This window comes from Candidatus Nitrosocosmicus agrestis (genome assembly GCF_008389435.1).
Taxonomy (GTDB): Archaea; Thermoproteota; Nitrososphaeria; order Nitrososphaerales; family Nitrososphaeraceae; genus Nitrosocosmicus; species Nitrosocosmicus agrestis.
This window is the reverse complement of the sequence record NZ_VUYS01000016.1, coordinates 67580-86654: the sequence shown is the minus strand read 5'-3', so window position 1 is coordinate 86654 and position 19075 is coordinate 67580. Positions and strand designations below refer to the sequence as shown.

Below are 19075 nucleotides of genomic sequence, written 5' to 3'. Positions count from 1 at the left end.
CAAATTCATTACAAAAGAGTCATTCATATATTTTCTGCCTTATTGGTGAGTTAACTATGAAAATATTTAAAAACACGTGTATGATCCTGGCCTATAAGGATCTACTTAAAAGTCTTGACCTGATAAATTGCCACAAGTTTTGCGAATGCTTATATTCTTATATTGCAGAATAATGGCTATGAATGCAAATGATCCTACTAATACTTCTGAACCCTTTAACTTTGACAATGAACAGGCATATCAATTATATGATCTAAGTAAGATGGATTTCAGAATTATCTTAACTGGTGAGCAAACCAGGGGTAAATATTCTATACTTGAAATTGATTTTTTATCAGACGGAGATCAGGAGGTTCCTTTACATGTGCACAGTAGAGAGAATTTGGTAATTTATGTTATGGAGGGAGATTTCCTATTTAGGTATGGTGGAGACGTTATTTCTAGTTCAAAAGATAAAATTCTAATTTTAGACAAGGATATACCGCATTCATACAGGAAAATTGGAAAAGGTAAAGGGAGTTTATCCATCATGTTTATCCCTGCGGGTTTTGAACATTTCTTTAAAGATTTGGGTTTAACCCATCATCATGATTCTGATAGAGAAAGGAATGAAGAACAGATTTTGTTACACCTGTTAGAAAAAAAATATGGAGGCAAATTTGTTTTTGGGTAAATGGGCCCAACTATTCAAACCATATTAGTATTGATACATTTAGTTCTATTATTTAGTAATATAATTCGATCAAATTAAGAGGTATAGATCGAATAATATTTGAATAGGTAGTAGTTTTTTGTATTTATCTTTAACAAAAAAGGTTTGTGACAGAATCACGATCTAATAAAAAAGTGGCTTTTGGGAAATAGGATTAAGACTTTATTAGATCAACTCGAAGTTATAAACCACTAGTTGATAATTCGGTAATTGAAATATGTGTAAAATAAATTCCCATTTGCATATATTAAACGTCAAGATATATTTTGAACTATTATTTCTTCATATAAATTGTGGATGTAAGGTATATCTACTTAATACTATTATAAACAAAGTGAATAAGCAGTTATGAAAGCAGCGGTTTTTAGAGAGCATGATAAAGATCCTGAAAAAGTAGTAAAAATTGAAGATATAGATATTCCCAAAATAAAACCAAATGAGGTTTTGATAAAAGTTGAAGCAGCGGCATATAACTATAATGATTTGTGGGCTATTTGGGGTAGCCCAATTAAAGTTCCAATGCCTCACATATCAGGGACCGATATTTCGGGCACTGTTGAGGATGTTGGTGAAGAGGTTACTTCAGTGAAAAGAGGTGATAGAGTTGTATCGCACGGAAATTTGAGCTGTCGAATATGTAATCTCTGTACTTCTGGTAGAGAGTATGATTGTGAAAAGAGGCAGGTATGGGGATTTCAGACAGGTCCTTTGTGGGGCGGTTACTGTCAATATGCACATTTACCTGAGGTAAATGTCACAAAAATAGCAGATAATGTATCATACGAATCGGCTGCGGCAATCTCCATGGTTGGAATGACATCATGGCACATGCTTGTAGACAGAGCTAGGATAAAACCTGGTCAGACGGTGTTAATAATGGGGGGAACTAGCGGTGTTGGTATGGCTGGTATTCAGATCGCTAAACTCTACGACTGCGCTGTCATTGCTACAGCAGGCAATAAACAAAAAATGGACAAATGTATTGAGTTGGGAGCCGATCACGTTGTCAACCACAGAGAAGAAGATTGGTACCGGAAGGTCAGAGAGATCACCAACAAGAAAGGGGTAGATATTGTTTTTGAGCATATAGGGAAGACGGTATTTCCACAGGAAGTATCGCTATTGAAGATGGGGGGCACATTGGTTTCTACTGGTGCAACTACAGGATATGATTCTACAATCGATTTGAGATATCTCTTTTTCAGAGGGATAAATCTAGTCGGTGCTACACAGGGTACAAAAGCAGAATTAGAAGATGTATTATTTTGGACATCAAAACAAAAAATCAAACCACTCATAAACGCTGTGTTGCCATTTAGCGAAATGGTAAAAGGACATGTGATGATGGCACATGGGGATCAGCTTGGCAAGACAATTACTACACCGCAAAGGATGTAATCCGCAAATCAAATAAATGGACTTTATCATTAGTGTAACAAGAATTCCTATCAACACTCATTTTGTTACCAATATATGAAAAAAATATGATATATATGATCAAATTTATGAGTATAATTTCTTGGTATGGCTCTAGCAATATGGGATAGTAAGAACCATTACTTACAAATGATGAGAAATACTACATAGGATAGTTGAAAACAATATCTAATTTTTTTTATTCATGATATCGCTATCTTTTTATTTTTAGTTACTTGGAAATTTGTTATTTTAGCGACTCGAAATACTGGAATTATATTATGGGAAAAGACTTTCACATCTGTACTTTGGATAATAAAAAAATGTAGACATATTGTTTTTATTATAAGCCTGATATCGAATACATTATCAAATAATGGTCTCAATTAATAACGTTAAATTAGATCATGTTATAGCATTTGGAGATGCAATATTTGCTTTTGCTATTACCTTTATAGCAGTTTCAATAGATATACCAGATTTGCCATCCAATTTGTCAGAAGGTGAAGTTACAAATAGACTTCTTGATCTTTTACCTCAATTCGAAATATACTTTGCAAGTTTTGCTGTGATAGGGATATTTTGGATTAAATATCATCTAATATTTAACAAAATTAAAGATTCACATTCTATCATGCTATGGTTAAACCTCTTATTTCTGTTTTTAGTTACACTAATATCATTTGGTACTGCTTTGCGTTTTGAAGGCGACTATGTTATCACATTTGCTTTATATGCAATAATTTTGACCGCTACAAGTTTTTTACTTTCCCTGATTTGGATTCATGCCTTAAGATACAATCTATTAAAGGATGATCATATGACCATTAGGCAACAAAAATTATATATATTACAAGGACTGATACCTGGACTGATATTTGCGAGTTCAATTGGTATTGCATTTTTTAATTTGCAAATTGCATCTTACTTCTGGCTTTTGATCATACCTTTTCAAATTATATTCAAAAAAATGACTAATCTGAGCTAGAAAAGAAGCGAAGAAAACTCTATCACAATAGAGTGAAATATCCTTTCATGGTTTTAACTTTGAATCTTAAATTCATCTCACAATGAAAATTTATTGTTTGTTTCTTTTACTTTCGAATACCCTTTGGATAAAATAGTTTGAGGCCTTTTAAACCATTTTCTATTGTTAATCACTATTATTTACTGTCATAATAAGTTAAAATAGAATACAAAAAAACAAAAAAGAATCTAAGTTAATAATCCACAACCGTAGTTTGATTAAGCAGGTTGGCCATTATTAATGGTGTTCCTATGATTGAACCATTTATCACATCGGAATTGTTATAACCTGCAATTTTGAGGCAAATTTCGCATATTATTACCTTACCTCCATTATGAATGAAATCAGTGACGTTACTAGTTAAGGGTTCTAATCCAAGATAATGGTGGGGGTCTTTTACTCCTATCTGAACTCCCTCGATACTGAGCATTAATGTAACATTGTATCCCATTTTTAGCATTGTTTGTGAATCCAAGAGGGCAATTGTAGCTCTCCAAGGTTCATCACTGCTTAAGTGATAAACAAGTTTAGTCTTATTGGATGCCGTCGGATCAGTTTGAGCAAAAACAAACTGAAAGGTATCATCAGATGATTGTATCTTGAGGTATGTAAATACTGAGTTTAACTGCTCAGGATTAATAAATAAATTACATGTTCCTGCTATTAATGATACAAATAATATTATTCTAATTTTAGATTCTATTTTTTTTGGATATAGTCGATAATCCATTACTATTGATGATGATAATGGTGAAGTAGTTATTATCATTTTTTTTGATTTAAGATGTTTAAATTCCTTTAACCTTTCACTCAACTTAAAAAACTATTTACTGTTTGATTGTAAAGCCAATAGTGGACATAAGAAATAGAAAGCTGAGGTGATTTTTTGACAATTAAAGTTTGGTTATTGATAAATAAATCATCTTTTTTCAGTCTAAATGTTTATTACATTAAAAAACCGATACGTACATCTTGAAAATTTTCTTTAATGATTCTACCTTTTCTTCACAATTATTAAGAACTTTGGGATCTGCCTATTACAAGTGTGCGGATATAGGAGAATGTTTCTCAACAGCCTATCGCGTGAAGGAAGGGGACTTTGAAAGTTGGCATTCAGAGTGGTTTAAAACAGCCGAAAGAGTACGCAAGTATGCCAGTGAATCGCTTTCTAAGGGGCATTTCACAAGTGCAAGAGAAGCATTTCTTAGGTCTTCTAATTACTATAGGTCCTCTGAATTTATGTTAATTGATCCGTCCGATAAAAGAATTTTAACCACGAGCCAACTGAGTAAAGAATGTTTTAGACAAGCCATTTCGTTATTTCCATTTTCAGTGGATAGACTCCAAATTCCATACGAGAATACGACTATTCCTGGGTACTTTTTTCATCTAAGGAATTCAAATAAAAGCGAGAACAAGGGTTATTTCAAAGAAAAAAATGAAAATGAGATGATAAATCAGGACAAATTTGATCATCTGATCTACAAAGAGGATACTTCTTTGCCATCTACTTCAAATTTGCGACCCACGTTGATTGTTCATGGAGGATTTGACTCTACTATTGAAGAACTTTATTCATTTGCAGCGGCTCCGGCGTTAGAAAGAGGATACAATTGTTTAACATTTGAGGGTCCTGGTCAGGGTGAAGTTATTCGTACTCAAAATATTCCCTTTAGACACGATTGGGAAAATGTTGTGACACCTGTCATAGACTACTTATTGGAAAGGAAAGAGCAATACAACATTGATCCTAAGAAAATAGCCTTGATGGGAATTAGCATGGGAGGCTATTTAGCAGCGAGAGCTGCTAGTTTTGAACCACGATTGACTGCATGTATCCTCTATAATGGTGTATACGATGGATTTGATTCAATTCAATCGGGGTTTCCTGAGGATCTGTCTAAAGCAGTAAATAGTGGAAATGCAGATTATGTAAATGATTTTCTGAATGAATTAATGAAGTCGGACACAAACATACGATTCAACATGATGCACGGAATGTGGGTGGCTGGTGCAAAATCACCTTTTGAGTTGATTCTTGGTGCAAAAAGGTATACTGTAAAAGACCTTTTGCCTAATATTAAATGCCCAACCCTAGTTTTGGAGGCAGAAAAGGATGATTCATTTCCAGGCCAGCCAAAAAAAGTATACGATGGTTTGAGTTCGTTAACTCCTAAACAAAAAAAACATATTGTATTTACAGAATTAGAAGGCGCAGAAGAGCACTGTCAGTCTGGCGCTGCCTCATTGACAAATCAAAGAATATTTGATTGGCTTGATGAAATGTATGATAACAATATTAATTCTAAGGTAGAAGGCGACTGATTATTTTAAACGAGTAGCAACCTACTATATTTCTATAATTTATGAAATTACTACATTGTAGACCATAACTAATCAATTCGAGTTACTTTTATTTGTACAGAAAAAAATTACAGCATACTTGACAAATAATACAATATGCAAATAATGGTTAGGAGCCAGAACAAGCTGTCAACGTCCCTCCCCCTTTCTCATTTTTTTCAAGTTTTGGCAAAAAAATATTAACTCTGTGCTGCTGCATTGCTACCAGAGTTTTCCTGGTTTTGGACGTTGATATTGTTACCAGAGCCTATTGTATTTCCACCAGAAACTACATTGCTTGTTTGGCTTGAGGATTGTGATTGACTGATACTTTGGTCTGCAAAGTTGCCGCCATGACCACTTTGAGCTAATGCGTTGCTACCAGTATTTTTTTGATGTTGGAAGCTTAGATTATTGCATGAGAGAAATGTTGTTCCACCAGAGACACACCCAGCATTTTGACTTGATGACTGTGATTGTGATATAGACTGTTTTGCTTTATTTGCTTTCTTATGCGTTGCAAAAGCGTCATCGATAGCCACTAGGGGACTTGCTATCAAAGCTAATGCGACCACTATTGCGATTGATGCTGAAATTACGTATTTCTTGTTGTGAATATTGGTTTTATTCATATATTTGCTATAATATAAAAAATATATGGCATTTGCTAACTAGATGCAATACTCTAATATTCTGGCACTTTTAGAATTAACTTATAGAATCCGAAAATAATAGGGTCCTATTACACTTTACAAATAGTAAATCCTTTGACCTAAGTATGTTTATTTGTGCTTAAAATAGGACAATTTGAATTGCTTCTTAGTAACAGTCTGGGCGCGTGTGGGTTAGGTTCAAGATTGAATCTAATTTACTATCAACGAAATTTATGTCAGGAGTTGGAATGTAAAATCCTTTATAGTTTACCCGGACCCGGAGGATTGCAGGTCACATTTATCTGTAATTTATTTAGATATCAATATTTAGAAATACTATAAAATGTCATTTGGAAAAGTACGATACCGAGTTGGTTTAACCTGTTGAATAAATATCGATTATTTGAGATATAAAAAATAGGGAAGGGTATCTACAAATATTATCCATTATGAGTTACTTAGTACCATTAAAATCAATTTTATTAACTATTTCGGGCTGAACCAAATTTGCTGACAGTTGATATGAAACAAGAAAAGGTTTGTCCTCTGGATACCACAATCCAACACTACTAGCAACAAATGGAATGGATGCAGAATAGTATGGAGTTGAAGACCCATAGTCTGGCTGAATGCCTCCTATTATTTGGGTAGTGGAATTAGTCAGATTGTGAATTGATGATGCAGGATCTATCCAATTCGGTGATGATTCTCCAAATCGTTCAGTAATCTGAGAAAGAGTGGAATTGTCTATATTAATTCTACTCAGGAAACCTATTTCCACCGGGCTAGATGCTGAGTACGTCAAAACACCCGAATAAATCTTCCCGTCATCTCTATGGGGTAAAAGGAGTGCAACTTGCGACGTTTCATTTGGTCCCGATTTAGATGATAAAATCAGACCTTCTCTGTAAAGTGGGTTGTTTGACTCGTCTTTAGTGCCGTTAACTGGGCTGCTATCAGCAGAAGTTTGAGTGACAGTACTTTGACCTAAAGCTTGTTGATAAAATATTTGAGAGTATATGATGTTACCTAATGGGATGTAATTAAGTATTAACAAACCCGATACGAGAACAGTACTGATGGTGTAAATTGACAGTGTCATAATGATTAATGATTTTTTAGTTGTTAGCATGTGGAGTTATTTAATATACTATAGGTAGTTAAGTTTTATCTTTAATCATGATTAGAATGGTGATGAATTAGTTGAATCAAAAGTGTAACCTGTACTGAACCTAGGAGTCTTTTTGTAGAATTTGGTTAATTATTCCAAAAAAGTCATTAACGATGTTAAATGGAGGCACGGGGGGATTAAGTTCCCTGTAGTAGTGGGGTTCTATAAAACAACTATGATAAAATAAGCGCAACATATCTAAAACCATTAGTGTTTTGAATCTAGAGACATGATCAATATACAATTCTAAAGCAAATCGGAAATGTTTCTGTGGCGCGATGTTATCATTCTTATAAAAAACTTTTGTATCTTGATAGACAGTTTTATCAGAACCTAGAACAATAAAGTTGTAGTGTGAGTAGTCAATATGGTCGTCATATATAAAATTGGAATATATGAATAGTTAAAAAAACTCAATCTTTTTAGTAATTACACATTTTTAACAAGGATAATCTTACAATATCTGCCGGATCTTAGAAAAAAAGAAAATATAGATGTTCTAATAAGCAGAGACAATTAGGGAATATCCACTAACTGTCCTCTTATTTCACCATTGGGATTTGCTTCTGTGTGAACATTTACATATGTAGTATTATTCTTTATCGCATCAATTAAGTCGGCCACAGTTTTTCCTTGCATCGGGCCTTCCAGGTTATTTGCAGCTATACTTCCGTTTATGGAAATACCGTCTTGAACAGGATTCAATGTAAAGAGAGTTACTATTATTGGTCCATTCTCTCCAGGGCTTCCACTATGTATATGAGCCTGTGTTACTGCTTTAATCCCAGTAGCATTTACATAGAAATCTATTGTATCATTTCTTGGTTGAATCGGAACAAATATGGCTTCACCCATTGCTTGTGTATCGACCGGGGGAACCTCTTGTTGCCCAGTCATGTTAGTTGCGAACTCGTGGTTTGCAAATACGGTAGCTGGAGTGAAGCTCATTGATGCGGCCAGGATTCCAGCAATTGTTGCGGTCATTGAGAATATCATTATTGTCATTACAGGATTTCTGATTGTCATCACCTAATAATCTAGAGGGTAGTATATAATATATTTGATAAATTCAGTACATTTTTTTTAAAAAAATGAATAAAAATAATGAAAGAGAAATTGATTTTATTATTTTCTAAAAAAATTAAAAAATTTTTATATTAGGAAAAATTAAGAGGATATATGAAAATTGTGATAAAACTATGCACGATGGTAATTGCCATAATATCCTTGGCCTTGGCTCCATCGATATTATACACTCAACCTGTCGAGGCTGCATCGCACTGGTGTGAGAATCAAGGAAAATCTCAAAATTGGGTAAATGGATGCAAACAGGGTTGGAGTGATCATGATCATTGTTATTCATATAATCCAGATGGTGAATCAAATGCCTTTGCTAGCGGATATAAAGTAGGATGGAAACACGGTTCCTGTAAGTAAATAGCGAGTCCGTCGGAATATTCAATTATTTTTGGTTGGATCAGCAGTTAATACAATATCTATTTTTATGTTATACTGAAATTCAGTATCTTACATTAGATTTCTTTCAAAGCCCAATGGGATATGTTTCATATATAAGTAATAATTTTCATTCACGGGTATTAAGTTACTAGAAGTAACAAGATTCCAATTCAACTTAATTATTTTCATAAAAGCAGATCGGACAAGGATTTAAAAAAGTATTATTAAAGCTTTTTGTGTTTAAGATTTGAATCATAGTTCTGGAATGCGAACACAATTTAGCATTTGCAGGCATTGGATCTTGGTATTGAGATCTGTTGGCCGCATCTCAAGACCTTTATTGGCTTTCGCCAAAGCCTACATCCTTTTGCAGAAGGAGTATACATATACGTAAAATTAAAATAAATTATTTTCTAAAGCGGAATTTTTTACCTTTGTTTTTGTTTTTGTTTTTTTATCTTGCAGTATTGGTGACAATTTAAAGACAAAATTTAATTTCTTCATTCTCACAGAAAATACACAATTCCTGACAATAAGAATAAAAAGAAAATTATATGCTACTAATGAATCATCGGTTTTAGTCGAGTACAAAAATGCTATGGTGCGCCGACGTGGGGACACGTTTCAAGGTTGAATAGAATCCGTATTAGAACCAATAGAACAGGTAAAAATATTTGGATTCAAAATAAATTATATGGTTATCGACGACAAATTACAAAACTATCCATATTTTTATATTATTTACCACCTATGTCATCTTATTTTCTTGCTACTGTCAAAAGATAACCTAATCGTATATTATTTTCTACTACATATGGTTCTATGACGCGTAAGAAATCATCTCTAAACGAATTGATTTGTTCAACACTATTTTGACTCTTTAAAACCTGTATTGTTTTGAGCAAAGGACCATAATTTGTACTCATAAACTCCCAAAAGTGACCTGGACTAAGAATGGGAAATAATGCTGTACCTCTTTCAAAGTAGATTTCTGATACTCCATTTAATCTCTCCTTTACGACCTCTGGGTTTCCCCAAAGAATTGGTGAAAGTGGTGCGTCTGGTTTTTTTGGCAAATATTTACCGTTTACTCTAAATATCGACCCAATAGCCAACTCAGGTGGCCAAGTTGCAAATGCTATTTTACCACCTTTTTTTGTTACACGAATCATTTCTTTGCTCACAAGATCAGGTTGCGGTGCGAACATGTGTCCAAAGCTTGAAAGCACTACATCAAAGGATTCGTCCTCAAATGGTAGATTCTGGGCATCTCCTTCCTTCCATATTATGCCATCTAGTAACGCTATTTTTTCTTCCTCCGCAGCACGCTTCAATAGGTCAGATGTGATATCAATCCCAGTTACGTTTGCACCCTTTCTTCTGGCAGTAATTGCAGTGTTACCATTGCCACATGCTACATCAAGAACATATTCTCCTGAATGCACATCAGCTAGCCTCACCAAATGATCAGAAATAGGAGGTAACATGGTAGATATACTACTATAATTGCCCAGTTTCCAAACATTCTCTGCTTTCAAATTCAATGATTTTTCTCTATTGCTTTCTATATTTAATTGACTCATAATTTGATATCACGATATCACAATATATATAGCTTTTTATTACTGATATCGTGATATCACTTATATGATGTGACATATATAATAAAACTGTGACGCGCAATTTAATAATCCGCGGCTTTGACGACGAGATCCATTCACAATTGGGCAATCAATCAAAAAAGAAGGGCGTCTCTATCAATTCTATTGTCAAAGATGCCGTGGACCAATGGCTAAAAAAACAAGATGAAATACCAAAAAGACATCACTTGCTTCTCTATGATAACGAAGAATCGATGCAAAGGCTGATGAAGTCACTAGATAAAATGACTCAAAAAGACGACTGGTTCAAATGTTTTGTTCGTTCTTCAAATACTTCAATCACAAAAGCCCTTGAAGGCCTGCGTTGGTTCGATGGAACAATAGTGCAGTATAAACAATCCCAAAAAGATAAGATGAAACATATTAAAGACATCTTACAAAATGTTTGGCAAAAGTCTAACAACAAAGAGATTTTGTTAGTAGATTTTCTCATCAACGATATTGCATCTTCCTCAATTTCTGAAGCGGTTTCGCTGGAAAAGCAATACGATAAGAATAGAATGGCTGGTCTCATATTTTGTGCCTATGAGATGACCAATCTTTTTAATGCATCTTCATCAGAAATTATAGAGATGTTTGATTCCCATGATCAGGTATTTCTCCTCAAAGATGATCAAATATTTAAAATACACATAACCAAAGAAAATACACACAAACTACTATTGAGTTAACTCTATGCTAAGAATGAAAAGTAAATGAAAAATTGGCGATAACTTATCCACCTCATGGTGATATTGCCTAATAAGAGATCACTTAGTTTGACCGCGTGGAGATTAGTGATAAATTTGACTATATTTAAGAGTGCAGGTCAGCATTTCATAGAGAAAATTAAGAATCCAAGGGGATAAGTAGCATAAAACAGATTTCCTTTAAAGCCTAAGTCAGAATATTTGATTTATTCCATTAAGATGACAAAGTGTTACCAGATATAGTTGTCGAGAATTAATGTTTGGATTTGTAAGAATAGATCACTCTACTTTTCACAAGTATGGATTACATTTTTCGAGTGATCTAATCTAATATGATCACGTAATACTCATATCAAAAAATGTTTTCCTGTTAGCAGTTTACTTATTTGACCATTTTTTCATCCATTCTAGCAAATATATTATCGATTCAACAAGTTCTTGTCCTTTTTGTGTTAACCTATACTCTACTCTTGGTGGGATCTCATTATAATACTGTCTATCCAAAATCCCTCCTTTCTCAAGTTCCTTTAGACGACTTGCCAAAGTTTTGCTACTAAACCCCTTCATTGATTTTCTAAAAGTCATATATCTTACTGGATCAATTGAACAGCATAGCGGAATCAAAATCTCAAATGTTCCCCTTTTTGTGATTAGTGCTCGGAGTTTGGATGTCTCCTTCATTAATGTACCTGTATTGTAGCCCTGAAAGTTGCATGTTTCTTGATTTTGTAACAAAGGTAACTTGGACTTGGAATACCGGTTTGCTTTTTCACTCAATTTTCTGAAACTCCTTTAGTTTCTTTGATTTCACTTACTTTACTACACTCGCCTTGCTAACTTAAATAGTTTCCTTGGTAAACCTATTACCATGAGTAAACAATTACAAATAAAAGAAAGAATAAAAGAACAATACGGAAAGTTTGCTTTGAGTGGAGATTCTGACTCCTGCTGTTCTCCAACAAAAAACTGTTGTGGAACAAAAGATAATTACCTTAATGCTATCAGAAAAGCAGGTTTTGTTGATATTGAAATACTTGATGAAATACTGTACAGTAAAGTGGAAGATGAAAATAATAGTAATGTAAAAAGCAGAAAGGTTTCAAGTATCACCATAATAGCATACAAGGCATGATGGATGAAGTTAAAATGAGACTCCTATTAACGGTAAACTAAGAAGTCTTTTTCTTATTATAATCGCAATATTTCAACACTAAGAAGATATATTTGCTAAAAAGACAAAAAAATCATTGTTCGTATTATTAATTTGGTCATTTTACCCAAAAAGTTTTTAACTAGTTGATTTTAATTACCACGTTTAGAACTTGTCCAAGAGGAGCAAAAGAAATAATAACAATAAAAAGATTTCTTCTACCAAAAACAAAAGAAATAAGATACCTGAACCTATCAGTTTAGAAAACCCACTTATCTTTGATAAAATAAATGTTGAAATTATTAAACATATTTGGAAGAATCCGGATATTAGATCTTCAGAGATATCAGAAAAAGTCCATATTCCTTTGTCTACCATCCAAAGAAGAAGAAGCAAAATAGAGAATTCGACTTTATTTACCAAAAATTTTGATCTAGATTATCATAGGTTGGGAATGAGAGTAGCAGATCTATTGATAAAGACTTTAAAAGGAGATGTTGAAAGAATTGTAGACCAGATCACCGAGAAACATTCCAAAAGTATTCTAGAAGTTACAGTACGCATCGGTCATCCTGATGTCAATCTAGTAGTTAGGATTGCATACAAAAATAACGATGAGATTTATGAAATAATACGCACATTAAATACACTTGAAAATGTAGAAAGCATTCAATGGTCTGAAATTCTTAAAGAAATAACTACTGATAAACAAGGACTAATAGAAAACCTTTTTCAGAGGTCAAATCCATAGGATAACCAGAACGTCTTGTACATCTAGTACGAGATACTTAATTTAGTTCCATAACACCATATAAAACTAAATCCTGCATTTGATAGTATGATTACAAATTTAAAGTCGATTTACTGCTAGATGGCCTTTTTTCCTTACGTGTATTAAGTTTGGAAGCGGGGACACGGTTTAAGTTGGAATCTAATCGGGTTCAGTTTAACTAACTGTATAAAGTAAAATTCAAATTTTATTGCATAATCATAATCCCATCAGTTAGCACTAACTTATTGATGGAAGGTATTGGGATTAGAACACGGTTTGTATCTAATTCAAATTCCCAATTGAAAAGGAACAAATTAGTAATTCCTTTACTAGGATGTATTTTGTTTATATACTATCTCAATAGAATTTGTTTATGTATAGCAATAGTAAGTTAAGAAAAAATCATCTTTTAATCATAGTAGTTCTATCGAGTTTACTTTTATCAAGTACTTTATTAATTGACGATGGTCATCATGGTGTTACTAGTGTTGTGTTTGGTCAGACAAATACTACTCAGCAGATCAATTCCTCTCATACTACTCCAAACTTGGTAAATCTACAAGATATTTCCTTAGAAAAGGTCCGTGTTGGGGATATTGACATCGCATACAAGATGTTTGGCAAAGGTGATCCTATAATACTTTTTAATGGCGCCTCTGATGGTCTTGATGCTTGGGATCCAGCACTTTTGACCGTTATTTCTACAAATCACTCTGTTATTGCGTTTGATCAACGTGGAATTGGAAATTCGACGGTTGGTTCCCAACCCTATACTCATCAACAACTTGCAAATGACACTGCAGGTTTGTTGGATGCGCTAAATATTTCAAAAGTAGATGTTGCAGGATTATCTCTTGGATCATATTTGGCTCAACAATTTACAATTATGCATCCAGACAAGGTCAACAGCTTAACTCTTGTTGGTTCTTCTTGCGGCGGAAAAGATCATACACCCAAACCAGCCGAGTTTATAAAATTACAATCAGATATTGTAAACAAATCTCTAAATAACATTTCACTTTCATCTAATGAATTAAGAGAGCTGGTTGCTGCTTCATTAGGTCCCGGCTGGGTCAAACTACATCCAGAATCAGTTGACCTTCCAGCAAACATTACATCACTACAGCAATTGAAACCAGGCTTGCCTCCTGAAATAGCTGACAGTCAAAACAAGGTAGGAAAATATTGGGAAGACAATCCACAATGGAGTGGTTCTTGTGATAAACTTGCTACGTTGGACAAGCCCACTTTGGTTATAACCGGAACCGATGATATAAAATATCAACCTTATGTCAATTCTTTAAAAATTGCAGAAAAGATACCAGGCGCTTGGCTTGTACAGATAAAGAATGCGGGTCATGCAGTAATGGATCAATATCCCGAAGAGGTAGGTATGATCTTAAACACATTTCTTTCGACCATAAAATGATGACCGATCTGACGAAAAGAAATGGATAATGAATAGGATAACTGGATTATGATTATTTATGTTCACTCTAGTTATACCAATATCATTATCATATAAAATATCATTTAGTTTGGCCGCGTGGGGATTAAGTCCTAGCTGGTAGTGGAGTTCTACTACTTGTAATGAATTTAAGGAATCGAAATGGAAGTTGTATGATTCTATATTAATCAGGCCCGAGATATAGTTATTGCAAAGTAGTGATTAATTTACAATTGGTAAATATCATCTACATTGATTTTTTCTATTTCTTTTATCTATCCAATAAAGAATATTATCTTGTATTTTCTTGTATTGATTGAATGAATAATAGTACGAACGAAACAACAAATAATGGGGTAAATACAAATATGCTGAAAACCCTGTATGAGTCTCTTCACAATAATCCTTCTGAAATGACAACAGCAACGTTTTATGTGAGATCTGAATGGAATGGCGGTTTTGGTGTTACATCCAGTTCCAAAAATTTCAGCCTTGGCGGTAGAACCATGGAAAGGAATACTGAATTCAAAATGAATTATGATTTTCCAATTCAATTTTCTGGCGAAGGAAAAGGTCCCACTGTTTGTGAAGTCTGTATGGGCAGTTTGGCAGCATGTCTAATACAAACTATAGTAGCTCATGCCACCTCAAAGGGTATTCTAATCGATAACATCAATATTGATGTAGAAGGTGATGTTAATTTGCGTGGTTTTACAGGCATAGATTCAAACGTTAGGCCTGGAGCTCAACAGTTTAGAGTAAATCTAAAAATCAATAGCAATACTGCATCAAAGGAACAAATAAATGAACTATATGAGATTGGTAAGAAGTTCTCTCCTGCATTTGACACTCTAACCAACGGAACTTCAGTAGTTATAGTTGGCTCTGAATAACTCGATACCCTAACGCTAAAATAACTTATATTAGTAGCAATCTGGGCGCATGGGGATGTAGTTCACAGTTGGATAGAACCTCCGTTACTTAATGTAGTTTTAAAACCCCGTGAATATTATGAGCACTTCAATCCCCTTTGACAGAAAAAACGAAAATGGTTAATTACTTAGTACCCCACCATCTGTTGGAATCTTGTTAGATGTTCCTCTATTTGAGACTTCTGATTCTTTTAGAACTCCACCATTATTGCCACTTTCATCGTCACCATCGTCTGGTACATTACCACTAGTTGATCTAAACTGGAGCTCTGGTTGTTCGCAAGTAGAAATTTGACCTGTCTGAGGATTAACTGTGCATGTCTGACAGTAAGATTCTCCAAGATTCGTTCCTGTAGATGTCCTATAACAACAGGTTTTTTGTTTAGTACCCTTCCACGTACAATCCCCAGATGATTTGTAGCCAGTTGTAGGAGGTTGTGCAAAAACGACGGTCACGACGGAAGTGGAGATCAAGAATACAGACAATACACCTACAACAACATATATCATTAGTTGTCTATTTATCCGATTTTCTTTTATATTATACAAATTTCTCATATCATTTGATTTTTTGAATCAATTACTTAAATTAATCTAACTAAATGCAATACTCTAATATTCTGGCACTTTTAGAATTAGTTCATACTCTAGTACTAACTGCAATAGTTTATGCTATAGGATATCGTTCTGGTACACAGGTTAATCCTGCTGTTACAATCGGTCTGTTAGTGACCAAGAAAATTGGAAGAAAGGAGGCAGTTGTATGTGCATAATCGCTCAAAGCATAGGTGCAGTAATTGTTGCTGCGGTCGTCTATTCAATCTTTGGTTCTGAAATGTCTGCAAGTGTAACATTGCCTTCCGAAGATAATGTTGTAAGGGCTCTCACTTTAGAAACTGTAATGAAGTTTACATTGGTATATGTTGTATTTGTTACTGCCACTTCAAGGAACTTTAAGATAGTTCTCTTAGCTGGAGTAGCCATAGGTTTTACCCTTGGGTTAAATGTTATTTACGGAGGCTAAATTACTGGAGGATCATTAAACCCTGTACGCTCCTTTGAACCTGCTTTGATAACATGGGATTTTGCATATAACTGGATTTATTTGATAGCGCCGATTGCTGGTGGAATAATTGCAGCAGGAGTATAAATTACTTCATCCCAAAGAGGAGGAGGAAGAAAAACTTCCACCAATAATTTTAAGAGAACCGTTTCCACCTTCTTAGTTAATACGTATGTAATTAAAATTGAATGTTTTCTACGGTATTGATTCTCACTATCACTAAAGTCTATCATAGATACAGATCAGTTCAGATACATGTTACTTCTACTATATCGAAAACAAGGACCGAGCAATAACTTCTTAGCTTCTATTTTAAGCTGAAACAGCACAAATCTAATCTTTTAACACCATACTTTTTGCAATTAGTTTAAATAATTGCTATTGATCCAGATATTATGAGTTCGACTAATACAAATCCTATCGACTCTAAGAAACTTGAAGAATTTGTAATGAGGGCAGTAGCCGATATGGGCATCAGTTTGAGTGCTATGATGATTATGCTTGGTGAAAAACTTGGATTATATAAAGCGTTACAACAGGGGGGTCCGTTAACTTCGGAAGAACTATCTAATGCAACCAATACCTCTGAACGATATATCAGAGAATGGCTTGCCAGTCAGGCTGCGGCTGGTTATATAAGTTATAATCCGTCAGACAAGAAATTTTCCATATCTCCTGAAAATGCAATGGTTTTGGCAGATGAAAATAGTCCAACGTATCTATTAGGAGGTTATCAAATTTTAAGATCCATCTTTAAAGATGAAGATAAATTCGTAAAAATTTTTCAAACCGGTGACGGATTAAGATGGGGTGACCATCACCATGACCTTTTTGAAGGGACTGCAAAATTTTTCAAACCGAGTTATATGAGTAATTTGGTTCAATCATGGATACCTTCTCTTGAAGGAGTCGAAGAAAGACTAAAAGAAGGGGCCAAAGTTGCTGATATTGGTTGTGGATATGGGGTATCAACCGTGATAATGGCAAAAGCATACCCAAATTCAAAATTTTATGGGTTCGATAATCATCCACCTTCAATCGAAAAAGCTAAGGAGAATGCTAATAGATATGACTTGAGAAAAAATACTAGTTTCTCATTAGTTTCTGCTAATGAATCCATAGGTAATGATTATGATCTTGTGGCCTTTTTTGACTGTCTTCATGATATGGGCGATCCTCTTGGAGCATTGAATTTTGCAAAACAATCCCTAAAAAACGATGGAACCTGTATGATTGTCGAACCAATGGCAAATGATAACATGGAAGATAACTTAAATCTGACGGGTAGAATATATTATGCGGCATCATCTTTGATCTGCGTACCAAATTCTTTAGCAGATGACGGGATTGCTCTGGGCGCACAAGCAGGAGAAAAAAGAATAAAAGATCTAGTCCATAAAGCCGGGTTTACTAAGTTCAAACGAGCTGCTCAAACACCATTTAATATTGTTTATGAAGCAAAGCCATAATTTTTTTGTAATTTATAGGTAAATAATTTGTTGATAAATTATTATTCCTTTAAATTGCCTTAATTCAAAAGATGATATACTTCTTGCATGATCTAGCCCTCATCTAATTTTTTAAAGGATTGATGATTTCGATCTCATTTAGGTGATGGCGAAGACATGACTTTAGATGTGCATAACAATATAATTTTGAGCAACAAAGACATCGTGCTGTTGGTTTAGTCAAACAGCCATCATATATACAGCGATTAAGGTTGATAGACTTCACGCAGTTCACCTACACTACAAGATTTGTCATTTCTGGATCAAGAAGATAAACTAACCTACTTTGGTTATACTTTTTTGCCAATTTGGAGTTATGCGCGGCTAACTGATGTTCCATTAAGCGGGATTTTCGAGATATTACTCTTTTCATAGTTACAGTCTCTGATAAAAGTATAAAAAAAGGAATGTAATGTAATTTAGATTCCATATAACATAATTACCATTAAATTGCAATTCGACTGAGGAGTAATGTTCACACTGTCATGTGAGCGGGTTAGAGAATTCCGATTTTAATGAACCTTATGAAAAATCTAGATGCATATCTGGAGCATATGAAGGGTCGGAAGAGATGAATGCCAAAGTTGGCAGCTGTTATTACTACAAAAAGATGATTTATTAAAAAAAACAGATCTAAAATGATTTAATCGATTTTGAATTTGCATGATTGTTTGACAATGATTTAGATTTCTTTTTATGATGACCTATCATATTTTCGGCCATTTTACCTGCCTTAACAATTCAAAAATTGAAGATAATATGGGAACTGATTATCTTTTTCTTGAATTACGCAATATACATACTTGAAATTACTAATTCAAAGGTATCACAAAATGAATATCAATTTTCTTAATCTGTAAACGTATTTCTAAATTGACTTAAGAGATGTGATATATGTATATGTATAATTTAATATTAAAATAGCAAAAATATCTTTATGGCTGATTTTGATTCACATGTATGGCAAATATTTAGAACAAAATGCAAACAGACACAAAATTAAATTTTGATAACCAAGAACTATTGTTAATAATAAATTAAGAAACTAAAATTATTAATTTAGGAAAAAAAAT

General features: G+C 33.9%; 21 protein-coding genes and 1 pseudogene. 14 read left to right on the top strand and 8 right to left on the bottom strand.

Annotated features, from left to right (window positions below):
• The first annotated feature begins 178 nt into the window (after nt 1–178).
• The 3 genes from F1Z66_RS10955 (at nt 179) to F1Z66_RS10945 (ending at nt 3116) form a co-directional block, all read left to right on the top strand.
• Nucleotides 179–673, top strand: a complete 495-nt coding sequence (locus F1Z66_RS10955; RefSeq protein WP_159357456.1) for an AraC family ligand binding domain-containing protein — start codon at nt 179–181, stop codon at nt 671–673.
• Between the two features lie 387 nt (nt 674–1060).
• Complete coding sequence (locus F1Z66_RS10950; protein WP_149863657.1) at nt 1061–2110, top strand: zinc-binding dehydrogenase; 1050 nt, start codon at nt 1061–1063, stop codon at nt 2108–2110.
• Nucleotides 2111–2504: 394 nt separating this feature from the next.
• On the top strand, nt 2505–3116 hold the full coding sequence (locus tag F1Z66_RS10945) for a TMEM175 family protein (protein WP_149863656.1): 612 nt from the start codon (nt 2505–2507) through the stop codon (nt 3114–3116).
• 232 nt (nt 3117–3348) lie between these two features.
• Here the strand turns inward: F1Z66_RS10945 and F1Z66_RS10940 are convergent, their stop codons facing one another.
• The gene (locus F1Z66_RS10940; protein ID WP_149863655.1) at nt 3349–3969 is read right to left on the bottom strand and encodes a DsrE family protein; all 621 of its coding nucleotides are present in this window, start codon (nt 3967–3969) and stop codon (nt 3349–3351) included.
• Nucleotides 3970–4127: 158 nt separating this feature from the next.
• Between F1Z66_RS10940 and F1Z66_RS10935 the strand changes: the two genes are divergently transcribed.
• Nucleotides 4128–5480 carry an alpha/beta hydrolase family protein gene (locus F1Z66_RS10935; RefSeq protein ID WP_159357455.1) on the top strand — a complete coding sequence of 451 codons (1353 nt, stop codon included), beginning with the start codon at nt 4128–4130 and terminating at the stop codon, nt 5478–5480.
• A gap of 218 nt (nt 5481–5698) precedes the next feature.
• Here F1Z66_RS10935 and F1Z66_RS10930 read toward each other — a convergent pair whose 3' ends face one another.
• The 3 genes from F1Z66_RS10930 to F1Z66_RS10920 form a co-directional block, all read right to left on the bottom strand.
• Nucleotides 5699–6130: a hypothetical protein gene (locus F1Z66_RS10930; RefSeq protein WP_149863653.1), complete on the bottom strand. Its 432-nt coding sequence runs from the start codon at nt 6128–6130 to the stop codon at nt 5699–5701.
• Nucleotides 6131–6605: 475 nt separating this feature from the next.
• Complete coding sequence (locus F1Z66_RS10925; RefSeq protein WP_149863652.1) at nt 6606–7253, bottom strand: hypothetical protein; 648 nt, start codon at nt 7251–7253, stop codon at nt 6606–6608.
• A gap of 585 nt (nt 7254–7838) precedes the next feature.
• Nucleotides 7839–8348: a CHRD domain-containing protein gene (locus F1Z66_RS10920; protein ID WP_201448570.1), complete on the bottom strand. Its 510-nt coding sequence runs from the start codon at nt 8346–8348 to the stop codon at nt 7839–7841.
• A 153-nt stretch (nt 8349–8501) separates the two neighbouring features.
• Here F1Z66_RS10920 and F1Z66_RS10915 point away from each other — a divergent pair, with 153 nt between their 5' ends.
• Nucleotides 8502–8759 (top strand): hypothetical protein, encoded by a 258-nt coding sequence (locus F1Z66_RS10915; RefSeq protein WP_149863651.1) that lies wholly within the window; start codon nt 8502–8504, stop codon nt 8757–8759.
• A 779-nt stretch (nt 8760–9538) separates the two neighbouring features.
• On the opposite strand, the gene F1Z66_RS10910 is transcribed toward F1Z66_RS10915, so the two are convergent.
• Complete coding sequence (locus tag F1Z66_RS10910) at nt 9539–10363, bottom strand: class I SAM-dependent methyltransferase (RefSeq protein ID WP_149863650.1); 825 nt, start codon at nt 10361–10363, stop codon at nt 9539–9541.
• 89 nt (nt 10364–10452) lie between these two features.
• Here F1Z66_RS10910 and F1Z66_RS10905 point away from each other — a divergent pair, with 89 nt between their 5' ends.
• Entirely contained in the window at nt 10453–11112 is a 660-nt protein-coding gene (locus tag F1Z66_RS10905) for a plasmid partition protein ParG (RefSeq protein WP_159357454.1), read from the top strand.
• Between the two features lie 396 nt (nt 11113–11508).
• Here F1Z66_RS10905 and F1Z66_RS10900 read toward each other — a convergent pair whose 3' ends face one another.
• Nucleotides 11509–11907 carry a winged helix-turn-helix transcriptional regulator gene (locus F1Z66_RS10900; RefSeq protein ID WP_230207527.1) on the bottom strand — a complete coding sequence of 133 codons (399 nt, stop codon included), beginning with the start codon at nt 11905–11907 and terminating at the stop codon, nt 11509–11511.
• A 91-nt stretch (nt 11908–11998) separates the two neighbouring features.
• Between F1Z66_RS10900 and F1Z66_RS10895 the strand changes: the two genes are divergently transcribed.
• The 4 genes from F1Z66_RS10895 (at nt 11999) to F1Z66_RS10880 (ending at nt 15392) form a co-directional block, all read left to right on the top strand.
• Nucleotides 11999–12262: a hypothetical protein gene (locus F1Z66_RS10895; RefSeq protein WP_149863648.1), complete on the top strand. Its 264-nt coding sequence runs from the start codon at nt 11999–12001 to the stop codon at nt 12260–12262.
• Between the two features lie 190 nt (nt 12263–12452).
• Complete coding sequence (locus tag F1Z66_RS10890) at nt 12453–13031, top strand: Lrp/AsnC family transcriptional regulator (protein ID WP_149863647.1); 579 nt, start codon at nt 12453–12455, stop codon at nt 13029–13031.
• Nucleotides 13032–13425: 394 nt separating this feature from the next.
• A complete protein-coding gene (locus tag F1Z66_RS10885) occupies nt 13426–14481 on the top strand; it encodes an alpha/beta fold hydrolase (RefSeq protein WP_149863646.1) in 1056 nt (351 codons plus the stop codon).
• Nucleotides 14482–14819: 338 nt separating this feature from the next.
• Nucleotides 14820–15392, top strand: coding sequence for an OsmC family protein (locus tag F1Z66_RS10880; RefSeq protein ID WP_149863645.1), 573 nt, complete (start codon nt 14820–14822; stop codon nt 15390–15392).
• 159 nt (nt 15393–15551) lie between these two features.
• On the opposite strand, the gene F1Z66_RS10875 is transcribed toward F1Z66_RS10880, so the two are convergent.
• The gene (locus F1Z66_RS10875; RefSeq protein ID WP_149863644.1) at nt 15552–15941 is read right to left on the bottom strand and encodes a hypothetical protein; all 390 of its coding nucleotides are present in this window, start codon (nt 15939–15941) and stop codon (nt 15552–15554) included.
• A 92-nt stretch (nt 15942–16033) separates the two neighbouring features.
• Between F1Z66_RS10875 and F1Z66_RS10870 the strand changes: the two genes are divergently transcribed.
• Entirely contained in the window at nt 16034–16204 is a 171-nt protein-coding gene (locus F1Z66_RS10870) for an aquaporin (protein WP_149863643.1), read from the top strand.
• Nucleotides 16195–16581, top strand: a pseudogene (locus tag F1Z66_RS10865) (aquaporin). Before F1Z66_RS10870 ends, F1Z66_RS10865 begins: the two are co-directional and overlap by 10 nt.
• On the opposite strand, the gene F1Z66_RS10855 reads toward F1Z66_RS10865, so the two are convergent.
• Nucleotides 16533–16727, bottom strand: a complete 195-nt coding sequence (locus tag F1Z66_RS10855; protein WP_149863641.1) for a hypothetical protein — start codon at nt 16725–16727, stop codon at nt 16533–16535. The pseudogene F1Z66_RS10865 and the gene F1Z66_RS10855 overlap by 49 nt on opposite strands.
• Nucleotides 16728–16889: 162 nt before the next feature.
• On the opposite strand from F1Z66_RS10855, the gene F1Z66_RS10850 reads away from it, so the two are divergent.
• The gene (locus F1Z66_RS10850) at nt 16890–17963 is read left to right on the top strand and encodes a class I SAM-dependent methyltransferase (protein ID WP_149863640.1); all 1074 of its coding nucleotides are present in this window, start codon (nt 16890–16892) and stop codon (nt 17961–17963) included.
• Between the two features lie 526 nt (nt 17964–18489).
• On the top strand, nt 18490–18624 hold the full coding sequence (locus F1Z66_RS16290; protein ID WP_255437920.1) for a hypothetical protein: 135 nt from the start codon (nt 18490–18492) through the stop codon (nt 18622–18624).
• The last annotated feature ends 451 nt before the right edge of the window (nt 18625–19075 follow it).

Bases quoted from the DNA above. Each gene is read 5' to 3' on its own strand.
- F1Z66_RS10955 (WP_159357456.1), top strand. From the start codon at position 179: ATGAATGCAAATGATCCTACTAATACTTCTGAACCCTTTAACTTTGAC.
- F1Z66_RS10950 (WP_149863657.1), top strand. From the start codon at position 1,061: ATGAAAGCAGCGGTTTTTAGAGAGCATGATAAAGATCCTGAAAAAGTA.
- F1Z66_RS10945 (WP_149863656.1), top strand. From the start codon at position 2,505: ATGGTCTCAATTAATAACGTTAAATTAGATCATGTTATAGCATTTGGA.
- F1Z66_RS10930 (WP_149863653.1), bottom strand. From the start codon at position 6,130: ATGAATAAAACCAATATTCACAACAAGAAATACGTAATTTCAGCATCA.
- F1Z66_RS10925 (WP_149863652.1), bottom strand. From the start codon at position 7,253: ATGACACTGTCAATTTACACCATCAGTACTGTTCTCGTATCGGGTTTG.
- F1Z66_RS10920 (WP_201448570.1), bottom strand. From the start codon at position 8,348: ATGACAATCAGAAATCCTGTAATGACAATAATGATATTCTCAATGACC.
- F1Z66_RS10915 (WP_149863651.1), top strand. From the start codon at position 8,502: ATGAAAATTGTGATAAAACTATGCACGATGGTAATTGCCATAATATCC.
- F1Z66_RS10910 (WP_149863650.1), bottom strand. From the start codon at position 10,363: ATGAGTCAATTAAATATAGAAAGCAATAGAGAAAAATCATTGAATTTG.
- F1Z66_RS10895 (WP_149863648.1), top strand. From the start codon at position 11,999: ATGAGTAAACAATTACAAATAAAAGAAAGAATAAAAGAACAATACGGA.
- F1Z66_RS10885 (WP_149863646.1), top strand. From the start codon at position 13,426: ATGTATAGCAATAGTAAGTTAAGAAAAAATCATCTTTTAATCATAGTA.
- F1Z66_RS10880 (WP_149863645.1), top strand. From the start codon at position 14,820: ATGAATAATAGTACGAACGAAACAACAAATAATGGGGTAAATACAAAT.
- F1Z66_RS10875 (WP_149863644.1), bottom strand. From the start codon at position 15,941: ATGATATATGTTGTTGTAGGTGTATTGTCTGTATTCTTGATCTCCACT.
- F1Z66_RS10870 (WP_149863643.1), top strand. From the start codon at position 16,034: ATGCAATACTCTAATATTCTGGCACTTTTAGAATTAGTTCATACTCTA.
- F1Z66_RS10855 (WP_149863641.1), bottom strand. From the start codon at position 16,727: ATGATAGACTTTAGTGATAGTGAGAATCAATACCGTAGAAAACATTCA.
- F1Z66_RS10850 (WP_149863640.1), top strand. From the start codon at position 16,890: ATGAGTTCGACTAATACAAATCCTATCGACTCTAAGAAACTTGAAGAA.